The sequence below is a fragment of the Candidatus Enterococcus wittei genome (genome assembly GCF_002140175.1).
Lineage (GTDB): Bacteria > Bacillota > Bacilli > Lactobacillales > Enterococcaceae > Enterococcus_B > Enterococcus_B wittei.
Window position 1 is genome coordinate 178,933 of the sequence record NZ_NGMO01000005.1, and the last position, 23,235, is coordinate 202,167.

Genomic DNA, 23,235 nt, shown 5'->3' on the forward strand with positions numbered 1-23,235 from the left:
CCTCTACACACTGCTTTACTTAACATCTTCAAGTGGAACCATAAAAAAAGCCATTCTCCCTCATGAACAAAATTAATTTCTAGCGTTGTCTTTAAAAATTTGGTTTTAAATTTTTCGTAGTCAAAAACACTACAAAACCAATATACAAAAATCTATTTGTAATATCATAATTAATCAAACAACAAAAAAGGAAAATCATAGATAACTAGAGAAAACGTTTTAATGGTAAAAAAATAAATATTTAGAATCCAACTCCCCACTATAAAACGTTTTCGTTTCAGTAAAACTTAACTATACTATTAAATAACAAATGTATCAATAAAAAAAGGCTGTTTTTTTTTTGCTGATACGTTAAAATTATAACTATCAAGTAACGTTAGGAGGAAATAATATGAAAAATTGGCAAAATCTTTTTCTAGAATCCGCTTTAAATAATGGCTATACATATTTTATTGAAAAACGAGTGCATGAGTTTTTATGTACGAAAGAACAAATCACTGCTCAAGTGCTTGACAATGAATCCTATAGCATCCGGATAAACTTAACAGAGAATAAACAGATTTATAGTATGATTTGTGACTGCTCACATAAAAAAGCGGAACATTGCAAACATATCGCAGCTGTCTTATTTGAATACGATCATCGTTGGAATTTAGAGCCACCAAATAAACTAATTAAATTACTCTCTTATGCGGACGAGATTCAAATACGCGACTTTCTTTTGACTATTTTATTAGAAAACAAGCAATTAGCAAAAAGATTTAAAGAACAATTCCCAATTAATCAGTTGGAAGATTATGAGCGATTAACCGCAATCATTTCAAAATATCATAAACAATCTCAAGGAAACCTATCCACAAAAATGACAGAAAATCTAATTTTCGAAATCATTGAGTTTATGCAAACAACTATAAATCAAGCAATTCAAAAAAAACAGATTTTCCGTGCTTTTGAACTAGTAAACAAATTAGTCGAAATCATTGATTCAGAAAAAATCAACAACTCAGATAACCACATTAGTTTACTTATGAATCACTGTTATTCATTTTGGAAAGAATTAATTCCATTGGCTTCTGAACAAGATAAGAAACGGATGTTTTCGGAGCTTCTATCGCAAGCCAACAATATTAAAAACACTCATTCGAAAATTTCTATCCAGCAACTTTTACAAGAAGAATTCCCAGAACAGTCACAACTAGATGAGCAAAACAAACTCACACAACCAACAGCACCTGTTACTTCAGAAACAGGACGTAAAACGAAGCGGTATCTATCCATTCGGCAAATGGAAAACTTGAATTATACAAAAAAGCAGATTCAAAACTGTGCTCATGAAAACTGGCAATCTTCTAGTGTACGTTCTCAATATATTGATTATTTGTTACACAAAAAAGAATATACTGAGGCAATTGACGTATTAAATGAGAGTATTCTATTAGACCAGCATTCACCTGACATGGTGACATTACATCGCTATTCCTTAAAGAATCTCTATCAAAAATTTGGAAACACCGAACGCTATGCTGAACAAATTTTACACTTATTGTTGGAAAGCGAAACGGTAGATATGAATTTAATCCATCAATTAAAGAAAGCTTATTCTATTGAACAATGGGAAAGTCTAAGAGAAACTTTATTTGAACAATTAAAGAACCGTCCTGATGTTGGACTTTTTTATTCAAAAGAACGTCGCTATGACCTATTATTAGAATACATCATTAAAACACCAGGACTTGATGAAGCAAGCCGCTACTTCTCTTTTCTCAAAAAACAGTTTCCTGAGGCTCTTCTTCAAAAATACGAATACGAATTACGTAAAATGGCCGCTATCACTGCAACACGACCTTACTATCACAAAATTTCATTGCTGATCGAAGAAATGGCTACTCTACCTGGCAGTACGATATCTACACAATTGTTGATCAAAGAATTAAAAGAAAAATACCCACGCAGAAAAGCAATGCTTGAAGAATTAGAACGAGTAGAGAAAAAATTATAATAAAAGAGGTCGTGAAAGAAGCGTTTTGCACTGCGGCATAAGGATGAAAAACAGAAAATGGTTCTTCACATTTTTTGTTTTTTTGACTTATGACCAAAGCGCAGCTTCTTGAACAGCGTTTTGACCTGAGCATTAAGAAAGAAAATCGAAAATAGTTCCTCATATTTTACGATTTTTTAGCTTAATGCCGAAGATTAGCTGTCGGAACACCGTTTACTAAGGTCGTGACAACAGCGTTTATCAGTGGTTGTGAAAAAGACGATCAACTCCAATTATTAAGACAGAACTGCGAGCAATCACGCTTTAATACTTTTTAGAATCAATCTTATATATTCGGAGATCTGTCTTTTAACACCCCTATTTGAAACCAAAAAAATGGATTGGGCATTAGTTTGTCCCAATCCATTTTTCTGCTTCGATTACCTTTTTATTTTCACCCTTCAAATCATATCAGTCATACGATTCCTAATTTTTCCTATATGTTTTTTACAGATATTTACTATTAAAATAACAAATTTATTTAAATTGAAAGCCGAGTTAGAAGAAAATAATTTCTATACTTCAAAGCTCTATACTTTATTAGCTCTAAGTACCTTTCTGAAGCAATAGTCATAATATTGATCTTGCTCTCCAGTCATCTATTGCTCTATGCTTGATTTTTTTTGAAAACTTGCCAATCGTTCTCTTACCTCGTCGGTTGTTTTAGTTTCCATCAGTTGGATTCGTAGATCGTTGGCTCCTGGAAACCCCTTGACATAGATTTTAAAGAAACGATGTAAACCAGTCATAGAACGTGGAATTACTTTAGCATAATGATCTTGCAAATCTAGTTGTAACCGCAATAAATCAATTAATTCTTCAGCAGAATGTTCTCTTGGTTCTTTTTCAAAAGCAAAAGGATTTTTAAAAATCCCTCGACCAATCATAATCCCGTCTACACCATATTCATCGGCTAGTTCCAGTCCTGTTTGGCGATCAGGGATATCTCCATTGATGGTGATTTTCGTTTGTGGAGTCAGTTCATCACGCAACTTAGTGATTTGCGGAATCAATTCCCAATGAGCAGCTACTTTACTCATTTCTTTTCGTGTACGTAGATGAACAGAAAGATTGGCAATGTCTTGTTTCAATAAATGACTGATCCAATTGACCATTTCGTCTTGAGCTGTATAGCCAATTCGGGTTTTCACACTGACTGGCAATCCTCCAGCTTTAGCTGCTTCTATCAACTCAGCTGCTACGTCGGGACGCAAAATCAAGCCACTACCTTTTCCACGTTCAGCTACATTTGGCACGGGACACCCCATATTTAAATCAATCCCTTTAAAACCCATTTCAGCTAATTGAATACTCATTTCTTTAAAAAATTCAGGTTTATCTCCCCAAATATGTGCCACCATCGGTTGTTCATCTTCGGTAAAAGTCAAGCGTCCCTTCACACTCTCTTTACCGTCTGGATGACAGAAACTATCCGAATTGGTAAATTCGGTAAAAAAAACGTCCGGTGCTCCAGCTTTTTGTACGACATGTCGGAAGACAACATCTGTCACATCTTCCATTGGTGCCAAAACAAAAAAAGGTTTTGGCAATTCTGTCCAAAAATTATTCTTCATCATGTACTCTCCATTTCCCTATATGTTACAATCACCTGATTGAAAGCATTGTATTAAGAATGAGCAAAAAAAGCAAGAAAGTTCGAATGACTAGTTATCTTTGAAAAATCAAGTGTCTTGAAACTAATTTACTAGATTTTCGAGACACTTCACCTGATTTTTAAAAGATACGTTCAATCACTCTCTATTTCAAATTTGGGAAGTAGCCCAACTTGTTTGCTCCTGAATCTTTGATACCCTAACTTCGTAATCCTCTTCCTTTGCTGATCAGATACCAACAAACTGAATATAGGACTACAATGAATAAAACTAAAATCGTCATAGATAAAACCATTGGTACATCCGTGGTTCCAAGAAAACCATAACGGAAACTAGAAATCATATAAACAATCGGATTGACCTTGGAAACAGCTTGCCAGATGGGTGGTAACATTGAAATAGAATAAAAGACTCCACCTAAATACGTCAAAGGTTGTAACACAAATGTCGGCACTATAGACACATCGTCATAAGATTGAGCAAAAATACCATTGATCAATCCAGCTAATGAAAACAAGATGGCTGTCATCAATAACGTGATGATGACAATAGCCCATGAATACACGTGTAATGGGACAAAGAAGAGCGAGATCATCGTCACTAGTGCTCCTACTAAAATACTGCGACCTAAGCCACCAATCACAAATCCCCAAATGATGACATGGGTTGGTACTGGCGCCACTAAAATTTCTTCAATGTTTTTCTGAAACTTCTGCGAGAAAAATGAAGAAGAAACATTCGAATAAGAGCTAGTAATCGCAGACATCATGATTAAACCTGGCACGATGAATTCCATATAAGAAAATCCACCCATATCGCCAATACGTCCACCAATCATTTTTCCGAAAATAATGAAATACAAAGAAGTCGTGATAACTGGCGGTACTAAAGTTTGGACCCAAATACGCATATAGCGATTGGTTTCTTTAATTGCTAAACTTTTTAATGCTGTAAAATAAAGATTAAACATTTTTTTCCTCCACATGATAAGTTTCTTCTGTAATTTTTAAGAATAATTCCTCTAAACGATTGGACTTATTACGCATCGACAATACTTTTACACCTTGTGCGCTTAACTGATCAAAGATCCCATTGACCCCTTGATCACGTTCCACTTCTACTGCAAGCGTCCGTTCGTCTTCATACACACTAGAATAGCCAACAATCTCTGGTTGTCGATCATAAGGAGCCAAATCAAAAATAAAAGTTTCAAATTGAAGTTTCGAAAGAAGAGCTTTCATAGAGGTGTTTTCAATCAATTCACCTGACTGGATGATCCCGATGTTACGGCAAAGCATTTCAGCTTCTTCTAAATAATGGGTTGTCAGAATAATCGTCGTTCCTGACTCATTCAGTTCACGAAGAAATTCCCACATTTCACGTCTTAATTCAATATCTACCCCTGCTGTTGGTTCATCCAGTATCAACAACTTAGGCTCATGCATCAACGCTCGAGCAATCATCAATCGCCGTTTCATCCCACCTGAAAGCATCCGAGCACGGACATTCCGTTTTTCCCATAAGTTTGATTGTTTCAAGTATTTCTCACTACGTTTCAATGCTTCATTCCGAGCAACACCGTAGTATCCTGCTTGATTCACAACGATTTGCTGGACTGTTTCGAAAGGATTAAAGTTGAATTCTTGAGGAACTAACCCAATTTGTTGTTTTGCACGAACTAGATCTGTATCCAAATCATAACCAAATACTTTTACCTTTCCCGAAGTCTTATTCACTAATGAAGTGATGATACCGATGGTAGTCGATTTCCCTGCGCCATTGGGACCTAATAATGCATAGAAATCCCCTTCTTCTACAGTTAAGTTGATGCCGCGTAATGCCTCGACACCTGTTGCATATATTTTTTTTAACTCATTTATTTCAAGAGCATGTGTCATTTTTTAAATCTCCTTATTTAGTCTGATTCTCTATTTTAACATGGAATGAAACAGTTAGGAAAACAACTGAATTGATTGCAAGAAACTTATTTGAAATGATCATCATTTTATTTAAGTTACCTTAAATAAAATATACCTCTGTTCCTAAAAATGCCATTTTTTTTTATCAAAACACAAAAAAACTGTGAGAAATCCAGGAACTCTTCTGAAATTTCCTACAGTTTTTCTACAAAATAGTCTCAGTCTAAATGAATTCTTACTTTTCATTGATTGGAGGCTTTTACTGAGTAATGTTTATTCTATTGCTAATGAACCGCAAAAAATATACAGCAATAATATAATAATATTTTTTATTGCTGTTTTAAGAGGGTGCAACGATCTTTCTCTTTTTCTCCTGTTTTAGTCAAACGTTCGCCACTGACGGTTTTGATCAAAGAATTCTGCTTCTGCTCTAGCACCTTTTACAATCTTTTCCGGATAATCAAGTACTTTTAATAACGCAATGGCGTTTCTTGTTCTTGCCGGTCCTGACTTTAATTTGAAGTCAAAACTAATCCCATTTTCTGCAGTTACTTGTTCTTCAAAATGGACATTCTTACACTCATTTTTTAAGATTTCAGTCAGCTCGATATCGTGAGTGGCTACAAACGCTAGTGAAGGATACATTGACAGCCATTTAACCACCGATGCAGATGAAGCAATTCGTTCAATGGTATTCGTTCCCTTCAAAATCTCATCAATAAAACAATAACAACGCTCATTCTTTTCTACTTGATTTAATAGTCGTTTAATTGACTTGATTTCTGAAACAAAATAGCTGTCTCCTTCAAACAAATCATCTTCGATCGCCATTGAGGTTAGTACGTGTCCTGGCTGTAATGTAAAAGACTCCGCTAATGCCGTTTGGATGTTCTGTGCCAAGATACAGTTCAGGGCAATACTTTTGACATAAGTAGATTTCCCTGAGGCATTTGAACCAGTGACCAAAGTATTCATTTGCCAATCGATCGGATTAACGACTGCTTTGTCTAACAAAGGATGATAAGTGGCTGATGCCACCACTCCACCACTTTTAAAGACAGGCTGACACGTAAAAGGCATGTAGGTACGATAATTCAATACTGCTGCCGCTACTTCTAATTCTCCCAATAATTCCCACAACTTTATTGCTTCTGTTGTATGCTTTTCTACTTTGGTGATCACAAAATGATACGAAATAAACGGAAGCATGAACATCATATTGACATAATCGAAAAGTAGTTCTGCTTCTGTTCCACTCTTAGCTCGAAAAGAAAAACCTACTTTAGGAATGTCTTTCAATAGCTTTATATTTTGTTGTAACTCTGCTTGTAAAGGGGTCGAGATATTCGCTAATTTCTTGGCTGTCGAAATCGTTGCGACAAGATAATTCATACTATTAAGTTCGGTCTCTAATGTTTGCTTTTTTATTTGATAGTAAATCGTATTGAATAGTAAACTTGCAATAGCGAGATAAATACCAACTATTTGCCCAAACAAGAATACAGCTAACCCTATAATGGGAAGGATTCCTAAAAAGGTGTATAACCACACGTGCCCAATTTGTTTGCTCTTCCCATCAACTAGATATTGTTTCGCAAAATTCCGGTCTTTTTTCCCTAAACGAGCAAACTGATATTGGATTTTCTCTCTAACCATCGGATTTTCTTCATAAAATGTAATCAAGGTTTCAAGCCGTTGATCCTGACCAAAATCAAAATTTCTCAGTCGCTGATATAACGCCTCTGATCCTACACTTGAATAAGTATGGTTAATCCCTTCAAATACTTCAAACATATCCAGATCATACCAAGTCAAATCATCCACTTCACTATCCCACGTATGAAACTTTTTTTCTGTTAACCAGGCTTCCTTCAAACTTTCTTCTTTATCAAAACGGACTTGATAAGGAACTTTCCCCCATTTCGAGTGGACATCCGCTTTTAATTTTCTTCGAGTAGACACTTCTAAGACCACCAATAAGCAAATGACTCCGATAATGATAAGGATGATAAACTCTTTTTGACCCATAGTCTTTCTCCAATCTATTGAATGCTCTAAGTATAGCACTGATTAGAAAAATAAATAACATTATTTCAAACAGCTTTTTGATTAATATTCTTCTTTCTTTAGTGTTCTTGTCTCATTCAAACATTTGTCTATCCTTTTATTAAAAATCAATGATTCACCTGTTCCATCTTCACAAAAAAGATTGCAAGTCACTCAAATCGCTCTAGTCGATCCTCATGCCCCTCCTCTAACAACCTTACATTTTAAACTTCACCTTTTACGATCGCTAAATCGATGCTAAATGCTAACTAAATTATTTTTCATCCGCATAAATATGACAAATCTCTTTCGTACTTTTATAGACTTTACGGTAACGTGCATATATTTTTTGGTAAATCTCAACTCGTTGCGGATCGGGATAAATAGCTGGTTTATACGCAACAAATTTAGATGAACAAGTGTGTAGATCAGGAAACCAGCCACACCCGACTGCAGCAAGCATCGCAGCTCCTAGTCCTGGTCCTTGTTCTGTCGTTAAGGTTATGATAGACGCATTGAATATATCTGCTTGTATTTGTAACCATTCCTGATTTTTCGCACCGCCACCTACAGAAACGATTTGGTCTATTTTTTGATGTGTTATCTGTTCCATCATTTCTTGTGATTCCTTTAAAGAAAACGTAATCCCTTCTATCACACTTCGCGTAAAGTGCTTCAATTCATGTTGAGCATCTATACCGATAAAACTTCCTCGGATCTTACTATCACTATAAGGTGTACGTTCACCAACAAGATACGGTGTAAATAGCAAGCCCTCACTTCCAGCTGCAACTGTTCCTATCTCAGCTAGTAATTCTTTAAAGGAGTGATTTGGTGCAAATCGTTCTTTAAACCAATTTAGACTTGCTCCAGCAGCTAAAGTCACCCCCATTGAATATGCTGATCCAGCTAGTGCATGCTGAAAGAGGTGGAGTTTTCCTTGATAGTCTTTAAACACACTCTCTTCATATCTAAGAAAGACTCCGCTTGTACCAATGGAGCATAACCCACGCCCTTCTTCTAATATCCCTGTACCTACAGCTCCACAGGCATTATCTGCACCTCCAGCCACAATCTTAACATCTTGGGTGAAGCTGTATTTTTCTTTTAACTCGTGCTTTAATGTACCAACCACTTCTGTTGAATCCACAAGTGGTGGGAGAATTGACATAGGGATTTCACACTTTGCCAGTATCTCCTGATCCCATTTCAGTTTTTCCTGATCTAATAACAACGTACCTGCTGCATCGGAAAAATCCATATTGTAGTTACCTGTTAACCAATAACGCAAATAGTCTTTTGGTAATAGGATTTGTTTAACTTTTGACCAGACATCGGGTTCAAACTCTTGGACCCAGCGTATTTTGGGAAGTGTAAATCCTTCTAACGCACAATTTTTCGTATGTTGTAACAACGTTTCACCTAACATTTCAGTCAATTGCTGACATTGCTTTGTCGTGCGTACATCATTCCATAAAATAGCAGGTCGGAGTACATCCCCTTCTTCATCTAACAAAACCAAGCTATGCATCTGGCCAGAAAAACTAATTCCCTCCAAATTCTCTTTTAAGTCGGGTACTTGCTCCACTAGTTCTTTTAATACTTGATCTGCTGCATGGATCCAGTCCTGTGGTTTTTGCTCACTGTACCCCGCCTGAGGGATATTCATAGGATAAGAAGACGTTGCCTCTTTGATTTGTTGCCCTTCTTCATCAAAGACTAACCCTTTCAACCCACTCGTCCCTAAATCTATTCCTACTACATACATTTTCTATCCATCCTTTCATGAGAAATAATTTTTACAAATTATCAAAAGTTTCCTAAGCTTTTAAATTAAATATACCGTTCCAATCAACTAACTATAATCATAAAATAAAACAGCCTATTTTTTGATTTTCTAACGCACTACTCTGATCCAAAAAATGACTGTTGCAGCCTTGCTAAGTAGGAGCAAATAACTACACTCGGACCATAAGACAAAAAACTAAAAACGAAAAACATTGTCTAGTTTTCTGTCTGATAATCCCGTGTACCATGATTCTTTCATATCCTCGCTAAACCGTGTACTTTCAACTGATTTTCTGTATTTAGTCAAAATGTAAAAAGATTGTCTGAGATTTTTTGCTTTTATCAAAGTGTTATCCTGATAATCTTGATAAATAGTATCTAAAGGTCAACTCTTTTTAGAGTAAGCTCTAAAAATAAAATAGGTGATGAACCATTTTCTATTTTTTTGGACTTACTACTGAGAACCAAAAAATTCTTTCACAACATTGGTTCCCAACAGAAAGAAACAGTTAGTTGAGCGTAAGAACTCATTTGATCAACTACTGTTTCTTTTTCATTCACATAGGTATTATTATGGTGATTATTCTGTACTTTCTGTTGAGGAATCTTCGACAGAGTCCGTTTTTATTTTGCTCTTTTCTTCCCCATAAGTTTCTAGATCTTTGGCAAGTACATATTTCACATCGATTGGGATGGTTTTATCAATTGTTTCACCTTTAATCGACTTCACTAAGTTTTCAATCACTTGATAACCGATTTGATACGCATCTTGATCTACAATTGCTGTAATACGCTCGTCTTCAACACCTTTTAACCAGGTGTCTGTATAATCAAAACCATAATGGAGGATCTGTCCTGCTTTCCCTTGGGATTCCAACGCACTCATTACACCCACATCTGGTCCTTCTGAACCTAGAGAGAAAACTGTGACCAAATCTTTATTTGCAGAAATATAACCTTCCAACTGCTTTTTAGATTCTGAAGGCTGATCATTATCTTGAATGGTTGCTAAAAACTTAAATTTTTCAGCAGATTTTCCGTATACTTCCGCAAAACCTTCTTTAATTCCTTTTTCGCGATCGTTCATTGTTGGCTGAGCGACATCCACACAAACGATAGCAATCGAACCTTCTGTGATTCCTTTTTCTTTCAATTCTTCTGCCGCTTGCTTGCCTAGTTCTTTTCCAGCCGATATATTATCTGTGCCTACATAGGCGGTACGGTCACTGGGATTTTCCAAATCTGCATCAAAAGTGATGACTGGGATATCCTTAGCAATGGCCGCTTTGATTGAGTCTACAAATGCTTTTTTCTCAATTGGAGCAATGGCAATCCCAGCGACATTTTTCGCTGTGGCTTCTTTGATGAAACCGATATGTTTTTCTTTTTTACTTGGCTCCGCAGATGGGGATGTCTTGGTTATCAAAGTATACCCCAGTTCCTTCGCTGCATCTTCTGCTCCTTTTTTCATCGGATTCCAATACGCACCGGTATCCACAATGGGAATAAAGTACAATGTTTTTTCATTTTCGACATCTGCTGAATCTTCTTTGCTACTACAACTAGCACTAACTAGCAATAGCATTACAAGCAATCCAACAATGAATGCTTTCCCTTTTTTGTACATCTGTCATTTCTCCTCTCATTTCATTCGTTACGTTTGCTTGTTCTATTAATCCCGTCGTGCAGCTCTTCGTTTTAAATAATCGATGATAATTGCTAAAATGATCACCAGACCTGTGACTGTATCTTGTAAGAAAGAGTTCACACCCATCAGAGTCAAACCATTTTTAAATACTTGAAGTGTCAAAATCCCTGCTACAGCGCCACCGATCGTGCCTATCCCTCCGCTAAATGAGGTCCCACCCATAATAGCCGCAGCCATTGCAAACAAGTCTAATCCATTCGCATCTTTTGAAGCACCGCCATTTAAATTGGAAACAATTAACAATCCGGCAATTGCTGCTAACATGCCTTCAATCATAAAAATCTTAAGAATATGTACTTCTGTATTAATGCCTGATAATCGTGCAGCTTCTTGATTGGAACCTACGGCATATGTATATCGTCCTAATCGTGTATGTTTCATAAGAAATGCAAAAATGATGAGGATGAGCAAAAAAATCAAGGTATTGCTCTTGATCATTTCTGTTCCAAGTGGTGTTTTCGCCAGTCGATTGAACCATTCCTGTTCTGAGCCAATAAATTGTTCGTCTGTAAAAAAACCCAACATTCCCTTGATTACATAACTAGTTCCTAAAGTTAAAATGAACGAAGGCAAATCGAATCGTTTGATCAATAAGGCATTGATCATCCCCAGCATAGCCCCAGTCAACAATCCAATAAAAATGACAGCTGGTGCAGGTATTCCTTGATTTGCAGCATATAATCCAATCATCCCTGATGCCATACCTACATAACCGATCGATAAATCCACATAGCCACAAATCAAAATCATAGCATAAGCCACAGTCAAAATTCCGACAGGTGGAATCTGCTGAAAGAAGTTTTCCATATTGTAGGTGCTTAAAAAATCGGTGTTAGCGATAGAAAAGTAAAGGATCAACGCAAGTAATACTAAGTAAACCGAGTAATTCATAAAAAGAGAAGTGATTGATAGCTTGTTTCGTTTTTCCATATTTTTCTCCTTTGTTTATACATGAACATAACATGCTACGGGGTACGTGGCTTTTTAAGTGTGGCGTATGCCATAATCAGTTCTTGTGCCTCTTCTTTCTCTGGATACTCATCCACTATGATCTCACCAGTAATCTCACCTTCTCGAAACACATGAATTCGATCACAGATCCCTAGTAGTTCGGGGATTTCAGAAGAAACAATCAGAATTGTTTTCCCTTGTAAAGCTAGCTGATTGATGATGGTATAAATCTCTGATTTTGCGCCTACATCGATGCCTTTTGTCGGCTCATCGAAAATATACACTTGATTGGACGTATTGAGCCATTTCGATAATACGACTTTTTGTTGGTTGCCACCAGAAAGACTAGCGACAGGATCCTCGATATTACTTATTTTGATATTCACTTGTTGAACAAAATGATGAGCAGCATTACTTAGTGCGCTATGTCTCAGTAAAAAACTGTTTAGATTGGTTATCGTGATATTATCCTTGATCGACATGCCAAGAAATAACCCTTGGTGTTTTCGATCTTCGGTCAATAGACAAATCCCATGTCGAATGGCATCTACCGGCTGTTTGATGATTACTTTTTGATTGCCTAGCTTGATTTCACCACTTTTTGCTGAATCTGCTCCAAAAATCAAGCGCATCGTTTCTGTTCTACCACTCCCCACTAAACCAGCAAACCCAACCACTTCTCCTTGTCTTGCTTGAAAACTGACATCTTTCACTCGTCCAACACGATCTGAAAGATGCTTCACCTGCAAATAGACCTCTTTCCTATTTGTTTCTTGTTTTGGATAAAGATCTTTCAGTTCACGTCCGACTAACTTTGTAATGATTTGATTTTCAGTCAATCGTTTTACTTCATCTGTCATGATATATTCCCCATCCCGCATGATCGTGATCCGTTCACCTAATTCAAAAATCTCTTTCATTCGGTGAGAAATATAGATACTTGAAACTCCTTTTTCCTTTAGACGGCGAATAATAATGAATAGTACTTCTACATCTTTTTCTGACAAAGCTGTAGTTGGTTCATCAAAAATGATCACTTTTGCGTTCAAACTAAGGGCTTTAGCAATCTCAACTAGTTGCTTGTTAGCAGTCGAAAGTGAAGCAACCAAAGTTGTAGGAAGCATGGTTGCTCCTACTAAATTTAGCCATTGTTGTGTTTCTTCATATAATCTCTTAAAGTCGATGATGCCTAAATGCTTATTTTTATAAGGCAAGCGACCAAGAAAAATATTTTCTGCAACTGAAAGATCCTCTGCTAAATTTAATTCTTGATGGACAAAAGCAATCCCTAATGCCGTTGCTATATCTGGTGTCATTTTAGAGATTTTTTGTCCATCAAACAGGATCTCTCCCGCATCTTTATCAATCAGTCCCGCTAAAATATTCATCAATGTCGATTTTCCAGCACCATTTTCTCCCATAAATGCATGAATCTCACCTTTATACACTTCTAGTTTTACCTTTTTTAACACTTGAACCGAGCCAAAACTTTTTTCAATGTCCGTCATTAAAAATAAACGCTCTTTTCCCATGGAATCCCCCCTTGTTTCGAAATGATTCCGTCGCTTAGTTGGCCTACTGTCACGATTCTTTACCTTGATAACGGAAGTAATCAAAAGTTGCTGGCAAGTCATAACCAGAACAATCCATATTTACCATTCCCACAAAAGCACCAGTAAAGAAACCACCATAACTTTGATTCACGTAATCATCCGATAGAACTTTGGCATCCAAGCAAATAGGCAACTCGGTCCATTCCTTGCCATCAAAAGAATAGGCATAGCTATACGTTGTTTTACGTACAATTGTTTTGAAGTAAACCGTCTGTACATTTCTTGGTATAACAATTGCTTGTTCTTTTAGATAGCTCTTGAATACCTCACGATTATTTTCGGTGACTTCAATCACACGCCCATTTTCTTCATTCCACGTTACTTGGATCATTGACCAGTGTTGTGAATTATAATAATTCACCAACCCAGCCATTTGTTGGAAGGTCATTGGCCAATAGCTTAGACTTGTTTCTGCTTCAAATTCAAAGTCTTGCCAACGTCTAGCAATGAGGGAATTTTCATGCGTATTTGTGAGACTGCCTAAACCACGTAAAATAAGCTGTCCATTTTCAATTTTTCCCATATGATCTGTAAATGGTACACGTAATGTTTGAAAGCAGGTGTCCAAAGTAGGTTGATCAAAATGAATGATCGTCTCATTTGAAGTATAGGGAAACTCTTTTCCTTTCGGTGCTTCTACCTCTACACTTCCTTGTTTACCGCCTACGATCTCTGGCCAAAGGTCTTTTGACCAGTTGACTTTTTGGATGGCTGTTTCTCTACCCAATGTGCACCAACCACGAGGATCGCGAATAGATTCGTTCTCATGATGCCATGGTCTTGCAGCCAAGTGAGCGAAGTACCAGTCTCCTTCTGAGGTATCTACCAAAGCACCGTGACCACATTTTTGTAAAGGATTCTTTGGTGCATCAAAGGCAGTTAAAAATATAGAAGGTTGTCTTTCATAAGGGCCAGTTATAGTTTTTGAACGTGCCACCGCTTCTTGATGTGTATAGGTTGTTCCCCCTTCTGCACAAAATAAATAATAGTAGCCAAATTGCTTATACAAATGTGGTCCTTCGGTAAGCTTCACCTCTGTACCTTGCCAAATGATTTTTCCAGTTTCAGGCAGTAGTCGCTGCTTGTCTACTGAGAATTCTGTACATTTTATTCCGTGAAACGGATGATAGTATTCTCGGTGATCCCACTCCATCTGGACGAGATACTTCCTGCCATCTTCATCATGGAAAAGGGAAGCATCGAATCCAACACCGTTCAAGCAAACTGGAAGACTCCAGGGGCCTTCGATCTTATCTGCGGTTGTTAAGTAATTGGTACAGTCTTTAAACGCTCCCTCTACCACTTTGACATCTGTGTAAACTAACCAAAACTTCCCATCAGCATAGGATAGATCCGGTGCCCAAATACCGCCAGAATCCACGTTACCTTTCATGTCTAACATCGCAACCGTAGCAAGTGGGCGAGATACTAACTGCCAATGGATTAAATCTTTTGATTCATAGATCAGAACACCAGGAAACCATTCAAACGTTGAATTCGCAATATAATATGTATCTTCCACCCGAATAATGGATGGATCTGCATGAAACCCTTTTAAAACCGGATTTTTTATTTTCATGTTAAGCTCCATTCTAATTTTTTTAGTGGGTTCTCTATCGCAAGCGCTAAGTAAAAAATCTCTACAATCTGTTTCCAAATAAGAATGCTATTTTTAGAGAACCCATACTCTTTAAATTAAATAGTCATTTAAACAAGATTTAACATATTCGATATGGCTTGATTCTAGTGTGATATCCTTTAAATTCAGCGCATATTCAGTCAAACTCTCCAAATCTTCCTGATTATTCACAATTGATTCACCAATACCACTCTTGAATGTAGCGTAACGTTTTTCTTTCAATTCATCGAAGAAACGATTCTTTTTGAGTTTTGCGGCTGCCTTCAGTCCTCTCGCAAATGTATCCATCCCAGCAATATGAGCCAAAAACAAGTCTTCCATAGCAAAACTCGAGCGACGTACTTTTGAATCAAAATTGATTCCACCTGGTGCGATCCCACCATTTTCCAATACACCGTACATCGCAAGGATCGTGTCATAGAGATTTGTTGGGAATTCATCTGTATCCCAACCAAGTAATACATCCCCTTGATTCGCATCTAATGAACCTAATGCCTGATTGATACGGGCCACTTCGATCTCGTGTTCAAAAGTATGTCCAGCCAACGTTGCGTGATTAGCTTCTAGATTCAGTTTAAACTCATTTTGTAAACCATATTTTTGGATGAATTGTAAAGCGGTCGCTGCATCAAAGTCATATTGATGCTTGCTTGGTTCCATCGGTTTGGGTTCGATTAAGAATTGGGGCTGATGATCGATTTTTTTCGCATACTCGATAGCCATTTTGAATAGACGAGCAATATTTTCTTGTTCAAACGCCATATCGGTATTCAGTAATGTTTCATACCCTTCACGACCTCCCCAAAACACATAGTTTTTCCCATTTAATTTTTTTGAAATATCTAGGCCTTTTTTGACTTGAGCAGCTGCATAGGCAAAAACATCTGCATGATTGGACGAAGCTGCACCATTCACGTATCGAGGATGACTAAACATATTAGCTGTATTCCATAGCAATTTAATGCCTGTACGATCCATTTGTTCTTTGATCAAATCTGTCATTTCATCCAAATTCCGATAGAATTCTTCTAAATTCTCTCCTTCCGGTGCAATATCCACATCATGAAAACAGAAGTACTCCACACCTAGTTTTTCTAGTATTTCAAAAAAAGCAACGGTACGGTTTCTTGCTGTTTCTATCTCTGTTTCCCCAAACCAAGTCCTCTGATTGATTGGCGACCCAAACGGATCACTTCCGTCTTGTGTCATCGTATGCCAATAAGCTACAGCAAATCGCAAATGTTCCTTCATCGTTTTTCCAGCAACTACCTCTTCTGGATTATAGTGACGAAAGGCAAAAGGATTGGTTGTATGTACACCTTCATACTTGATTTTTTCAATATTTGGAAAATAGCTCATTGTCATTCCTCCTAAATTAATTTTTTGGTTAGTTAATCAATTTAACAAACTAACTTACGGCTATTATAGTATACGCTTTCATTTTTTTCGTCAAGTCCTTTTTATTCCATCCTCATGGAATAAAAGGAAGCAGTATGCGTTTATTTATTAATTATACCAACGTGAGCACTCGCCATAAATAACTAGAAAATGAATACATTTACAAGTATACTTTAGAAAGTATTGCCATTACATAATGAATAGGAAGTGCTTCACTATGAAAAAAACAACCTACACTCGACGTAGCTTGAATGAATCTTTATGTTTGGAACACATCATAAATAATCCAGCTCTCTCACGGGCAGAGCTGTCAACATTGACAGGTCTTACCAAAGCAACGATTACTTCTATTGTTAGAAAACTGATGATGGATCATTTAGTCATTGAGACTGGTATCGGTGAATCTAGTAACTTAGGTGGCCGTAAGCCTATAATTTTACAATTCAATGGTAAAGCAGGACTCTCGATTTCGATTGATATTGGGTATAATTATATCTATAGTTTGCTTAGTTTTCTTGATGGTGAAGAAATCCAGTTGATCCAAAAGAAGCCCATTATTGTAGATGAAGAAACAATCACTGCTTATCTCTCAGAAATGTTTTCTACCTTCGAACAAACCATGCCCCAAACAGAATATGGGATCATTGGTGTGGCTATTGCGGTTCATGGTCCTGTTTACCAGGGTGAACCCATTTTTGCTCCTCATTATAATTTTGATCATCTTCCATTTCGTAAAATCACTGAATCGCTTAGGGACTATCCAGTTTACTTGGAAAATGAAGCAAATCTTTCGGCTCTAGGAGAGTATACTTTTACGGCTAATTCAAAAAATTTAGTCAGTATCAATATGCACAGTGGGATTGGAGCAGGGATCGTCAAAAATGGAATTTTAGAAATAGGAGATCATGGATTTGCCGGGGAAATTGGTCATCAAATCATCGTGATTGATGGTAAAGAATGCCGATGTGGCAATCACGGTTGTCTAGAAATGTACGCCGCTAATAAAGTCTGTTATGAACAATTCGCACAAAAAAAAGCGATGTCTTATGTCAATGCGATTATTCTTCGAGAATACTATCAAAACAAAGATAGTGATGCAATCCAAGTCGTGGAAGAAAATATCAACTATTTAAGCATTGGTATCAATAACTTGATTGCTCACTATGATCCGGCAATGATCGTTCTGAATAGCTCCCTTTATCGTGAAATCCCAGAAATGATTGAAAAATTAAAAACTAAATTACCCGATCATTTTTCAAAAGATTTAGTTATCCGCAACAGTTCTTTAAATGAAAAAGCAACCCTGTTAGGTGGATTAGTTTTAAATCTCCAACATTTTTTGGAAATCGACCAATTAAAACTACATTCATTTTAAAGAAAAAGCGATAGCGATGTTCATAAAAAAACTGTAGGAATCATCCATATCCAAATGAGTATCCTACAATCTTTTTGTCTATCAAAAATAGCTAGAGAGTTATGTCACTTCATCCATCTGGTCTTAGTAATCATTACAATTTTATTTAGAACAGGTATATTGCCTTTACTATCTTTTAACTAACACGTTTTTATCTTGTTTGTGACTATGGGATAAAATATTAACTCAGATACAAAGGAAGAAATTAAAAATTGAGGAGCGTGGGATAAAAGTATTATTTACTCTTGTTTCACACTCTAAATACGTATAAACGGTGGAATCAGAAGCAACTCCTTCGATAATAAGCTGAAATTCACTAAAATTTGAAAAGCAATTTTCGTGAATTACTTCTTATTTCTCGGAGTTAACCACTTCTGTCCCACCCCCTTCGTTACTCTTGCTACTATCATTTCTAGAACGGATAAAACTTTCTAGAAATGATAGTGAATTGGAAAACTGTTATATCCTTATCAATGGCTAACTTTGATGTGCATAGATAGCTAAATCAGTCTGATTTGGCAAAAAACATTTTTTTGGAGTAAAGGAAAAGAGAACACCTGAAGATGTTTCTTCAAGTGTCCTCTTTTTTTAATTTCCAGGCACATCATTTAAAGACCAATTAATTGTCGCCTTATATGACTTCCCAGCAGCAATTGTACTCCCATTAGCATGTAATTTCACTTTGGAATAATTCAATTCCCACGTTCCTTGACCGGTACCTGTTGTTGCATTCATCACAGGAACAGCTGCTCCATCTTCTTGAAGTGTAAAATCAAAAGCTTTAGGCGCTATAGCAGTATTTCCTGTGGCTGTGTTGAGACTTGCGGAAGAAAAGCTGAGACTTGCACCTGAAAGAAAGGTTCCAATAGGTGCAGTTGTTGGATTCGCCATAGGGTCTGCGGTAAATTGTTGCGACAATTTAGCTGTTACGCTCCATCCTTTATTAGTGAAAGACTCATCCGTGATTTGTAAGGCGGTGCTAGAGACACTGTCATAAGATCCATTACCTGATTGCAAGCTTTGTGTCCCAAATTCAACCGTTGGAACCTTATCCAATGTTGGTAAAGCTGGCGGTGCTACTACATTGATTGTAAAAGCAGTGCTGCCTGCTAGATAATATTTGTTCTTTCCTGCAGCTAAAGCAGCCGATAAGCTAGCATACGTTTTCCCATCTGGACCAGTGACATCTTTCACGCTTGCCCCTGAAGGGAGTGCTGGTAAGCTGCTACTTGGGTCTTTGATTATACCACCTGTGACCCCTGTTTCAGCAGGGATCGTAGGTAACCCAGGAGCGTTAGGCCTAGTACCATCAACATATTTATAGGTAAAGTTAGCAGTTGCTTTGTCAGCTGTTAGATAGACACTAAAATGATTTGCCCAAGAGTTATTAGCTGCATCATCAAAGGTCGGATTTCCCGTAATCGCAGTAGATAAATCAGCATACGTTTTCCCACTCTTTCCATCTGGTCCTACCACATGGTCGACTTTATAACCTGCTGGTACACTGAATGTTGGTACTGTTGTAATAGTACTTCCATAGTTACCTGTAATTGTAGCAGGATTTGGCGTAGGAAGAGTTGGAGCAAAACCTTGTGTGACAGTTGTAGTTGAAGTCGGGCTACCACCTGTTAACCCAGTGATATTGTCGGTCACAACACCTGTACCTGGTGTACCTGTCGTGTAATAAGTCTTAAAATCTGCTGTTTCTGTCACGGGAGTGTAGTAAACATTGATGGCATTAGGGTTGGCTTCATTATATTCATCATAATTGGCAACCGTAATCGAGCCACCACTCGAATAAGTATACCCATTAATAGTTGGTGCACTATAAGTATAATTATCAGATGGATTTGCTGTTCCATTTGTGACTCCTATGACATCTCCTGTATTAGCTGTAATCGTAGAAGCAGCTACATTTTTAATTGGCTGGTTCGTTGTTTTATCGATAAAGTTCACAGGGAATGTTGCAGTCCCACGTGAACCTGTAAAGGAGGCTCTATCATTCGCATTACCTGCTTGGATCACACCAGTATTGTTCCCAGTAATAGCCAAACTTCCAAAAGAAATGTTCTTTTTGATCGTAATTGTTCTTGAAATCGTCTTTGGACCATAAGCTCCATTGTTATTATAGCCACTATCGGGAGTGGAAGTGAGTGACAAGGTTCCTGTGTATGTGCCATTCTTATTATCCACAATATTTGACCACGTCATTGTCTGCACTTCCGAACTATAACGTTTAGACAAAGATCCTTGGAACTGTAATGGTGCAGAAGCTTGGACCCAAGGAACTGTGGAAGAAGTGGATTGTTCGATTACACCTGTTTCATTTGTTTTACGAATTTCAATGATGTCTTGGCCTTTATTTGTACCAGTGGGACCATCAAAGCCACCATTGTACCAAATATCTCGCCCGACAAAAAAACTATCTTTTAAACCAGAAATCCCCAGATTTTGGCCTGTTGCATTTGGTGCATTTTGCGTAATTGTTGCATTATTAGCCGGTGTCAGGAAAAACCCAGCGGCATCTCCCATCTTCCAAACATCTGCCTTATCGTACCAATAAGGGGTTTTAATGGTTAAGGGTTTTGAAAAATCAAGAGTTGCTGCTACTGATTGATACACCCAAGAGCTTTTAACTAGATTAGCTAACCATAAATAGTTGTTTCCTGAAGGATCCCACTTCCACCAGTTACTGCTTCCTGCCAGTATCGTCCAATTATTTGGATTTTGTTGGAATGTATTATCAAGTGTATGATTGCCTGTATCTGAATTTTGCCCAGGCACCAATGTTCCAGAAACAGTAGTAGCAGCTTCCACTTTAGACTCAAAAGCATGGTTTAAAAGAGTAAATGGAAGCATAGAAATAATTGATATTCCTGCAATTACTTTAGATAAAAGTTTTTTCTTTCTTTTCATAACGTTCTCTTCTTTCTTTTGGGATAGCAAAACTACTACTTCTATTTATTGAGTAGCGTTTATTCAGTACTACAGTGACTGATCAAAAATTCGGATTCACCTACATAAGATACACCTGATAACACTTTTTTTCATCTTAATTTCACATACGTTGATGTAAAAAAAATAAACTTATTTTCTAAAAATAGAGGAATCTGATTCCATTTCTTACTACGAATAAACCTTCGTTTATTAGAATAGTTTCAACTTGCTATATATTAACAAAAAAATTGAGCTATCCTTTATATTTTATTTAAAAAAAAAATGAAAAATATTAATAGAGTATTGCTCCAAATTGTCTCTGGATAACGGATCACAAATAAAAAACAATAAATAATAATTCCACAGTAAAACAATAAAAAACAATCAAATAGTAGGTTTTCTTGTCATAACTCTATATAATGTAGGTAAAGATATACTCTATAGGGGGTGTTGAAATGAACAACTACTTTCTCAACTACAAAGAAAATGAAATCATGCAATTTTTCCAATATTGTTATATGAACAAAAAAGAGTATTATCCCAAAAAAAATATCCAAGAAGTACTAGGGATTTCGGAATATCGTTATAAAACGATTGCCCATAGTGTCGAGGAAATCAATGCAGAATATCCGACATTTCAATTTCATTATGATAAACATGGGCTATCGATCCATTTTACAAATGAATTCCTTTTACTTAAGGTATACATTCTTCTTTTTAAAAAGACTGTGGGTTACAAATTCCTCCTATCTATTTATAAAGAAGAATTTCAAAACTTAGATCATTTTTCTGCCTCTGTCCACTTGCATCCGCAAAGTGTTCTACCTAAGCTTAAGCCAGTTCGAACATTATTAAAAAATCATTCTCTCGAATATCTATTATTTAAAAAGAAAATAAATGGTGACGAATATCGTGTACGTCAATTTTTCTTCGAACTTTTTTGGCACTTGCATGATGAGGAAGACCCGATTATTCCTGAATATCCTGAAAGCTTTCAAGCCTTGACCACCATGCTAAATGAATATCTGCCGATGTACTCCCGAGAAGATACACGAAAATTGTATCTATTTATGAAAATCACACAGCAAAGACTTAAAAATGGCCATCATATCTCTAACTTGCCTGATGTGATTAAAGAAATCAAAAATCCTTTAATTACATTTAAGACGTTCCAACAGCAGATACAAAGTAAAGAAATCTCAACTCGCTTCTTTCAAAAACGTTTAAGTGATGATGAAGTAGTTTTTCTCTACTATGCATTTGCGATCGTACCGACCTATATGTATCAAGGTCAGCAGGATTTCCCAGCTTTTCGTGACTTCTATACTGATGAATACAAGATAATCGAGCATTCCATACTTGAAACTCTTTTTCAGCAGACTAAGCGACAATTAACCACACAGCAGCAAAACTTTATTTCACTCAATATAATTTCTAGAATTACTTATTTCTTGAGCTTTGGAAGTATTGATTACGTTGTGCCTTATTCTGATTTAGAATACTTTTATATTAGGGATCCTATAAGAGATCATTACTTCAAATTAGTAGACAATATCATCTCACAGATTCCATTGAAGGATGAAAAATGGCGTCGGATTTTTGATAGTCGACCTTTTCGTTTTTCGCTTTTTCAATTACTGATTTGGGTGTTTGATGAACATCACGATCCTGTCAAGGTAGCTATCTTGACCAAGTTTGGAAGAATCCATAAGGCTAGTTTGGTCAGACGTTTAGAAAATATCAACCCAAGACCAATAGAGGTTGTTGATTACGACCAGGAACCTGAAATCATTTTTTGTGATTTCCCTCTAAAAGAAGGCAGAGAGATCAATCCGAATGCAGAAATCTTCTTCATTGGTGTCCAACCACCTCCAAATCAATGGGTAGAAATGGTGGATCTAATCGATACCGTCCGAACTAAAAAACAATTCAGCTATTTATTATAAAAAATAAACAGTCGGCAGAGCTGTTTTCTCAAGTTCTGCCTTATTACTCAGTACAGTGTATTTCTTTTATGACTACTTGATGGTCAACTGAGGTTTTTAGGCTCTATAATTTATGGGACTGATGAATCAGAAATGATTCTTCCGTCCCATTTTCATTTTAGATATTAAAAAACATATCGTTCTCTAGTATGATTAAATCACCACAAAATAAACAACTGAGAGGAC

General features: G+C 36.7%; 14 protein-coding genes. 3 read left to right on the forward strand and 11 right to left on the reverse strand.

Annotation, left to right across the window (positions count from 1 at the left end):
* Positions 1-391 precede the first annotated feature (391 nt).
* On the forward strand, positions 392-1,999 hold the full coding sequence (locus A5844_RS13285) for an SWIM zinc finger family protein (RefSeq protein ID WP_086285649.1): 1,608 nt from the start codon (positions 392-394) through the stop codon (positions 1,997-1,999).
* Positions 2,000-2,637: 638 nt separating this feature from the next.
* Here A5844_RS13285 and A5844_RS13290 read toward each other — a convergent pair.
* The 10 genes from A5844_RS13290 to xylA form a co-directional block, all read right to left on the reverse strand.
* Positions 2,638-3,612 carry a tRNA dihydrouridine synthase gene (locus A5844_RS13290; RefSeq protein ID WP_086285650.1) on the reverse strand — a complete coding sequence of 325 codons (975 nt, stop codon included), beginning with the start codon at positions 3,610-3,612 and terminating at the stop codon, positions 2,638-2,640.
* A 238-nt stretch (positions 3,613-3,850) separates the two neighbouring features.
* Complete coding sequence (locus A5844_RS13295) at positions 3,851-4,621, reverse strand: ABC transporter permease (RefSeq protein ID WP_086285651.1); 771 nt, start codon at positions 4,619-4,621, stop codon at positions 3,851-3,853.
* The gene (locus A5844_RS13300; protein WP_086285652.1) at positions 4,614-5,549 is read right to left on the reverse strand and encodes an ABC transporter ATP-binding protein; all 936 of its coding nucleotides are present in this window, start codon (positions 5,547-5,549) and stop codon (positions 4,614-4,616) included. Before A5844_RS13300 ends, A5844_RS13295 begins: the two co-directional genes overlap by 8 nt.
* Before the next feature lie 399 nt (positions 5,550-5,948).
* On the reverse strand, positions 5,949-7,598 hold the full coding sequence (locus A5844_RS13305; protein ID WP_086285653.1) for a MutS-related protein: 1,650 nt from the start codon (positions 7,596-7,598) through the stop codon (positions 5,949-5,951).
* A gap of 292 nt (positions 7,599-7,890) precedes the next feature.
* Positions 7,891-9,384 carry a xylulokinase gene (gene xylB, locus A5844_RS13310; RefSeq protein ID WP_086285654.1) on the reverse strand — a complete coding sequence of 498 codons (1,494 nt, stop codon included), beginning with the start codon at positions 9,382-9,384 and terminating at the stop codon, positions 7,891-7,893.
* Between the two features lie 600 nt (positions 9,385-9,984).
* On the reverse strand, positions 9,985-11,031 hold the full coding sequence (locus A5844_RS13315; protein ID WP_086285655.1) for a sugar ABC transporter substrate-binding protein: 1,047 nt from the start codon (positions 11,029-11,031) through the stop codon (positions 9,985-9,987).
* A 45-nt stretch (positions 11,032-11,076) separates the two neighbouring features.
* Entirely contained in the window at positions 11,077-12,042 is a 966-nt protein-coding gene (locus A5844_RS13320) for an ABC transporter permease (RefSeq protein ID WP_086285656.1), read from the reverse strand.
* Positions 12,043-12,077: 35 nt separating this feature from the next.
* On the reverse strand, positions 12,078-13,595 hold the full coding sequence (locus A5844_RS13325; RefSeq protein ID WP_086285657.1) for a sugar ABC transporter ATP-binding protein: 1,518 nt from the start codon (positions 13,593-13,595) through the stop codon (positions 12,078-12,080).
* 49 nt (positions 13,596-13,644) lie between these two features.
* Positions 13,645-15,255 carry a glycoside hydrolase family 43 protein gene (locus tag A5844_RS13330; RefSeq protein ID WP_086285658.1) on the reverse strand — a complete coding sequence of 537 codons (1,611 nt, stop codon included), beginning with the start codon at positions 15,253-15,255 and terminating at the stop codon, positions 13,645-13,647.
* A 111-nt stretch (positions 15,256-15,366) separates the two neighbouring features.
* Positions 15,367-16,674, reverse strand: coding sequence for a xylose isomerase (xylA, locus tag A5844_RS13335; protein WP_086285659.1), 1,308 nt, complete (start codon positions 16,672-16,674; stop codon positions 15,367-15,369).
* A gap of 256 nt (positions 16,675-16,930) precedes the next feature.
* On the opposite strand from xylA, the gene A5844_RS13340 reads away from it, so the two are divergent.
* Positions 16,931-18,088 carry an ROK family transcriptional regulator gene (locus A5844_RS13340; RefSeq protein WP_086285660.1) on the forward strand — a complete coding sequence of 386 codons (1,158 nt, stop codon included), beginning with the start codon at positions 16,931-16,933 and terminating at the stop codon, positions 18,086-18,088.
* 627 nt (positions 18,089-18,715) lie between these two features.
* On the opposite strand, the gene A5844_RS13345 is transcribed toward A5844_RS13340, so the two are convergent.
* Positions 18,716-21,043 carry a WxL domain-containing protein gene (locus A5844_RS13345; RefSeq protein ID WP_086285661.1) on the reverse strand — a complete coding sequence of 776 codons (2,328 nt, stop codon included), beginning with the start codon at positions 21,041-21,043 and terminating at the stop codon, positions 18,716-18,718.
* Between the two features lie 476 nt (positions 21,044-21,519).
* Between A5844_RS13345 and A5844_RS13350 the strand changes: the two genes are divergently transcribed.
* Positions 21,520-23,010 (forward strand): helix-turn-helix domain-containing protein, encoded by a 1,491-nt coding sequence (locus A5844_RS13350; RefSeq protein ID WP_086285662.1) that lies wholly within the window; start codon positions 21,520-21,522, stop codon positions 23,008-23,010.
* Positions 23,011-23,235 lie beyond the last annotated feature (225 nt).

Excerpts from the sequence above, each read along its gene's own strand:
- A5844_RS13330 (WP_086285658.1), bottom strand. The coding sequence starts at position 15,255 with ATGAAAATAAAAAATCCGGTTTTAAAAGGGTTTCATGCAGATCCATCC.
- A5844_RS13325 (WP_086285657.1), bottom strand. The coding sequence starts at position 13,595 with ATGGGAAAAGAGCGTTTATTTTTAATGACGGACATTGAAAAAAGTTTT.
- A5844_RS13345 (WP_086285661.1), bottom strand. The coding sequence starts at position 21,043 with ATGAAAAGAAAGAAAAAACTTTTATCTAAAGTAATTGCAGGAATATCA.
- A5844_RS13300 (WP_086285652.1), bottom strand. The coding sequence starts at position 5,549 with ATGACACATGCTCTTGAAATAAATGAGTTAAAAAAAATATATGCAACA.
- A5844_RS13340 (WP_086285660.1), top strand. The coding sequence starts at position 16,931 with ATGAAAAAAACAACCTACACTCGACGTAGCTTGAATGAATCTTTATGT.
- A5844_RS13315 (WP_086285655.1), bottom strand. The coding sequence starts at position 11,031 with ATGTACAAAAAAGGGAAAGCATTCATTGTTGGATTGCTTGTAATGCTA.
- A5844_RS13305 (WP_086285653.1), bottom strand. The coding sequence starts at position 7,598 with ATGGGTCAAAAAGAGTTTATCATCCTTATCATTATCGGAGTCATTTGC.
- xylA (WP_086285659.1), bottom strand. The coding sequence starts at position 16,674 with ATGAGCTATTTTCCAAATATTGAAAAAATCAAGTATGAAGGTGTACAT.
- A5844_RS13295 (WP_086285651.1), bottom strand. The coding sequence starts at position 4,621 with ATGTTTAATCTTTATTTTACAGCATTAAAAAGTTTAGCAATTAAAGAA.
- A5844_RS13320 (WP_086285656.1), bottom strand. The coding sequence starts at position 12,042 with ATGGAAAAACGAAACAAGCTATCAATCACTTCTCTTTTTATGAATTAC.
- xylB (WP_086285654.1), bottom strand. The coding sequence starts at position 9,384 with ATGTATGTAGTAGGAATAGATTTAGGGACGAGTGGGTTGAAAGGGTTA.
- A5844_RS13290 (WP_086285650.1), bottom strand. The coding sequence starts at position 3,612 with ATGAAGAATAATTTTTGGACAGAATTGCCAAAACCTTTTTTTGTTTTG.
- A5844_RS13350 (WP_086285662.1), top strand. The coding sequence starts at position 21,520 with ATGAACAACTACTTTCTCAACTACAAAGAAAATGAAATCATGCAATTT.
- A5844_RS13285 (WP_086285649.1), top strand. The coding sequence starts at position 392 with ATGAAAAATTGGCAAAATCTTTTTCTAGAATCCGCTTTAAATAATGGC.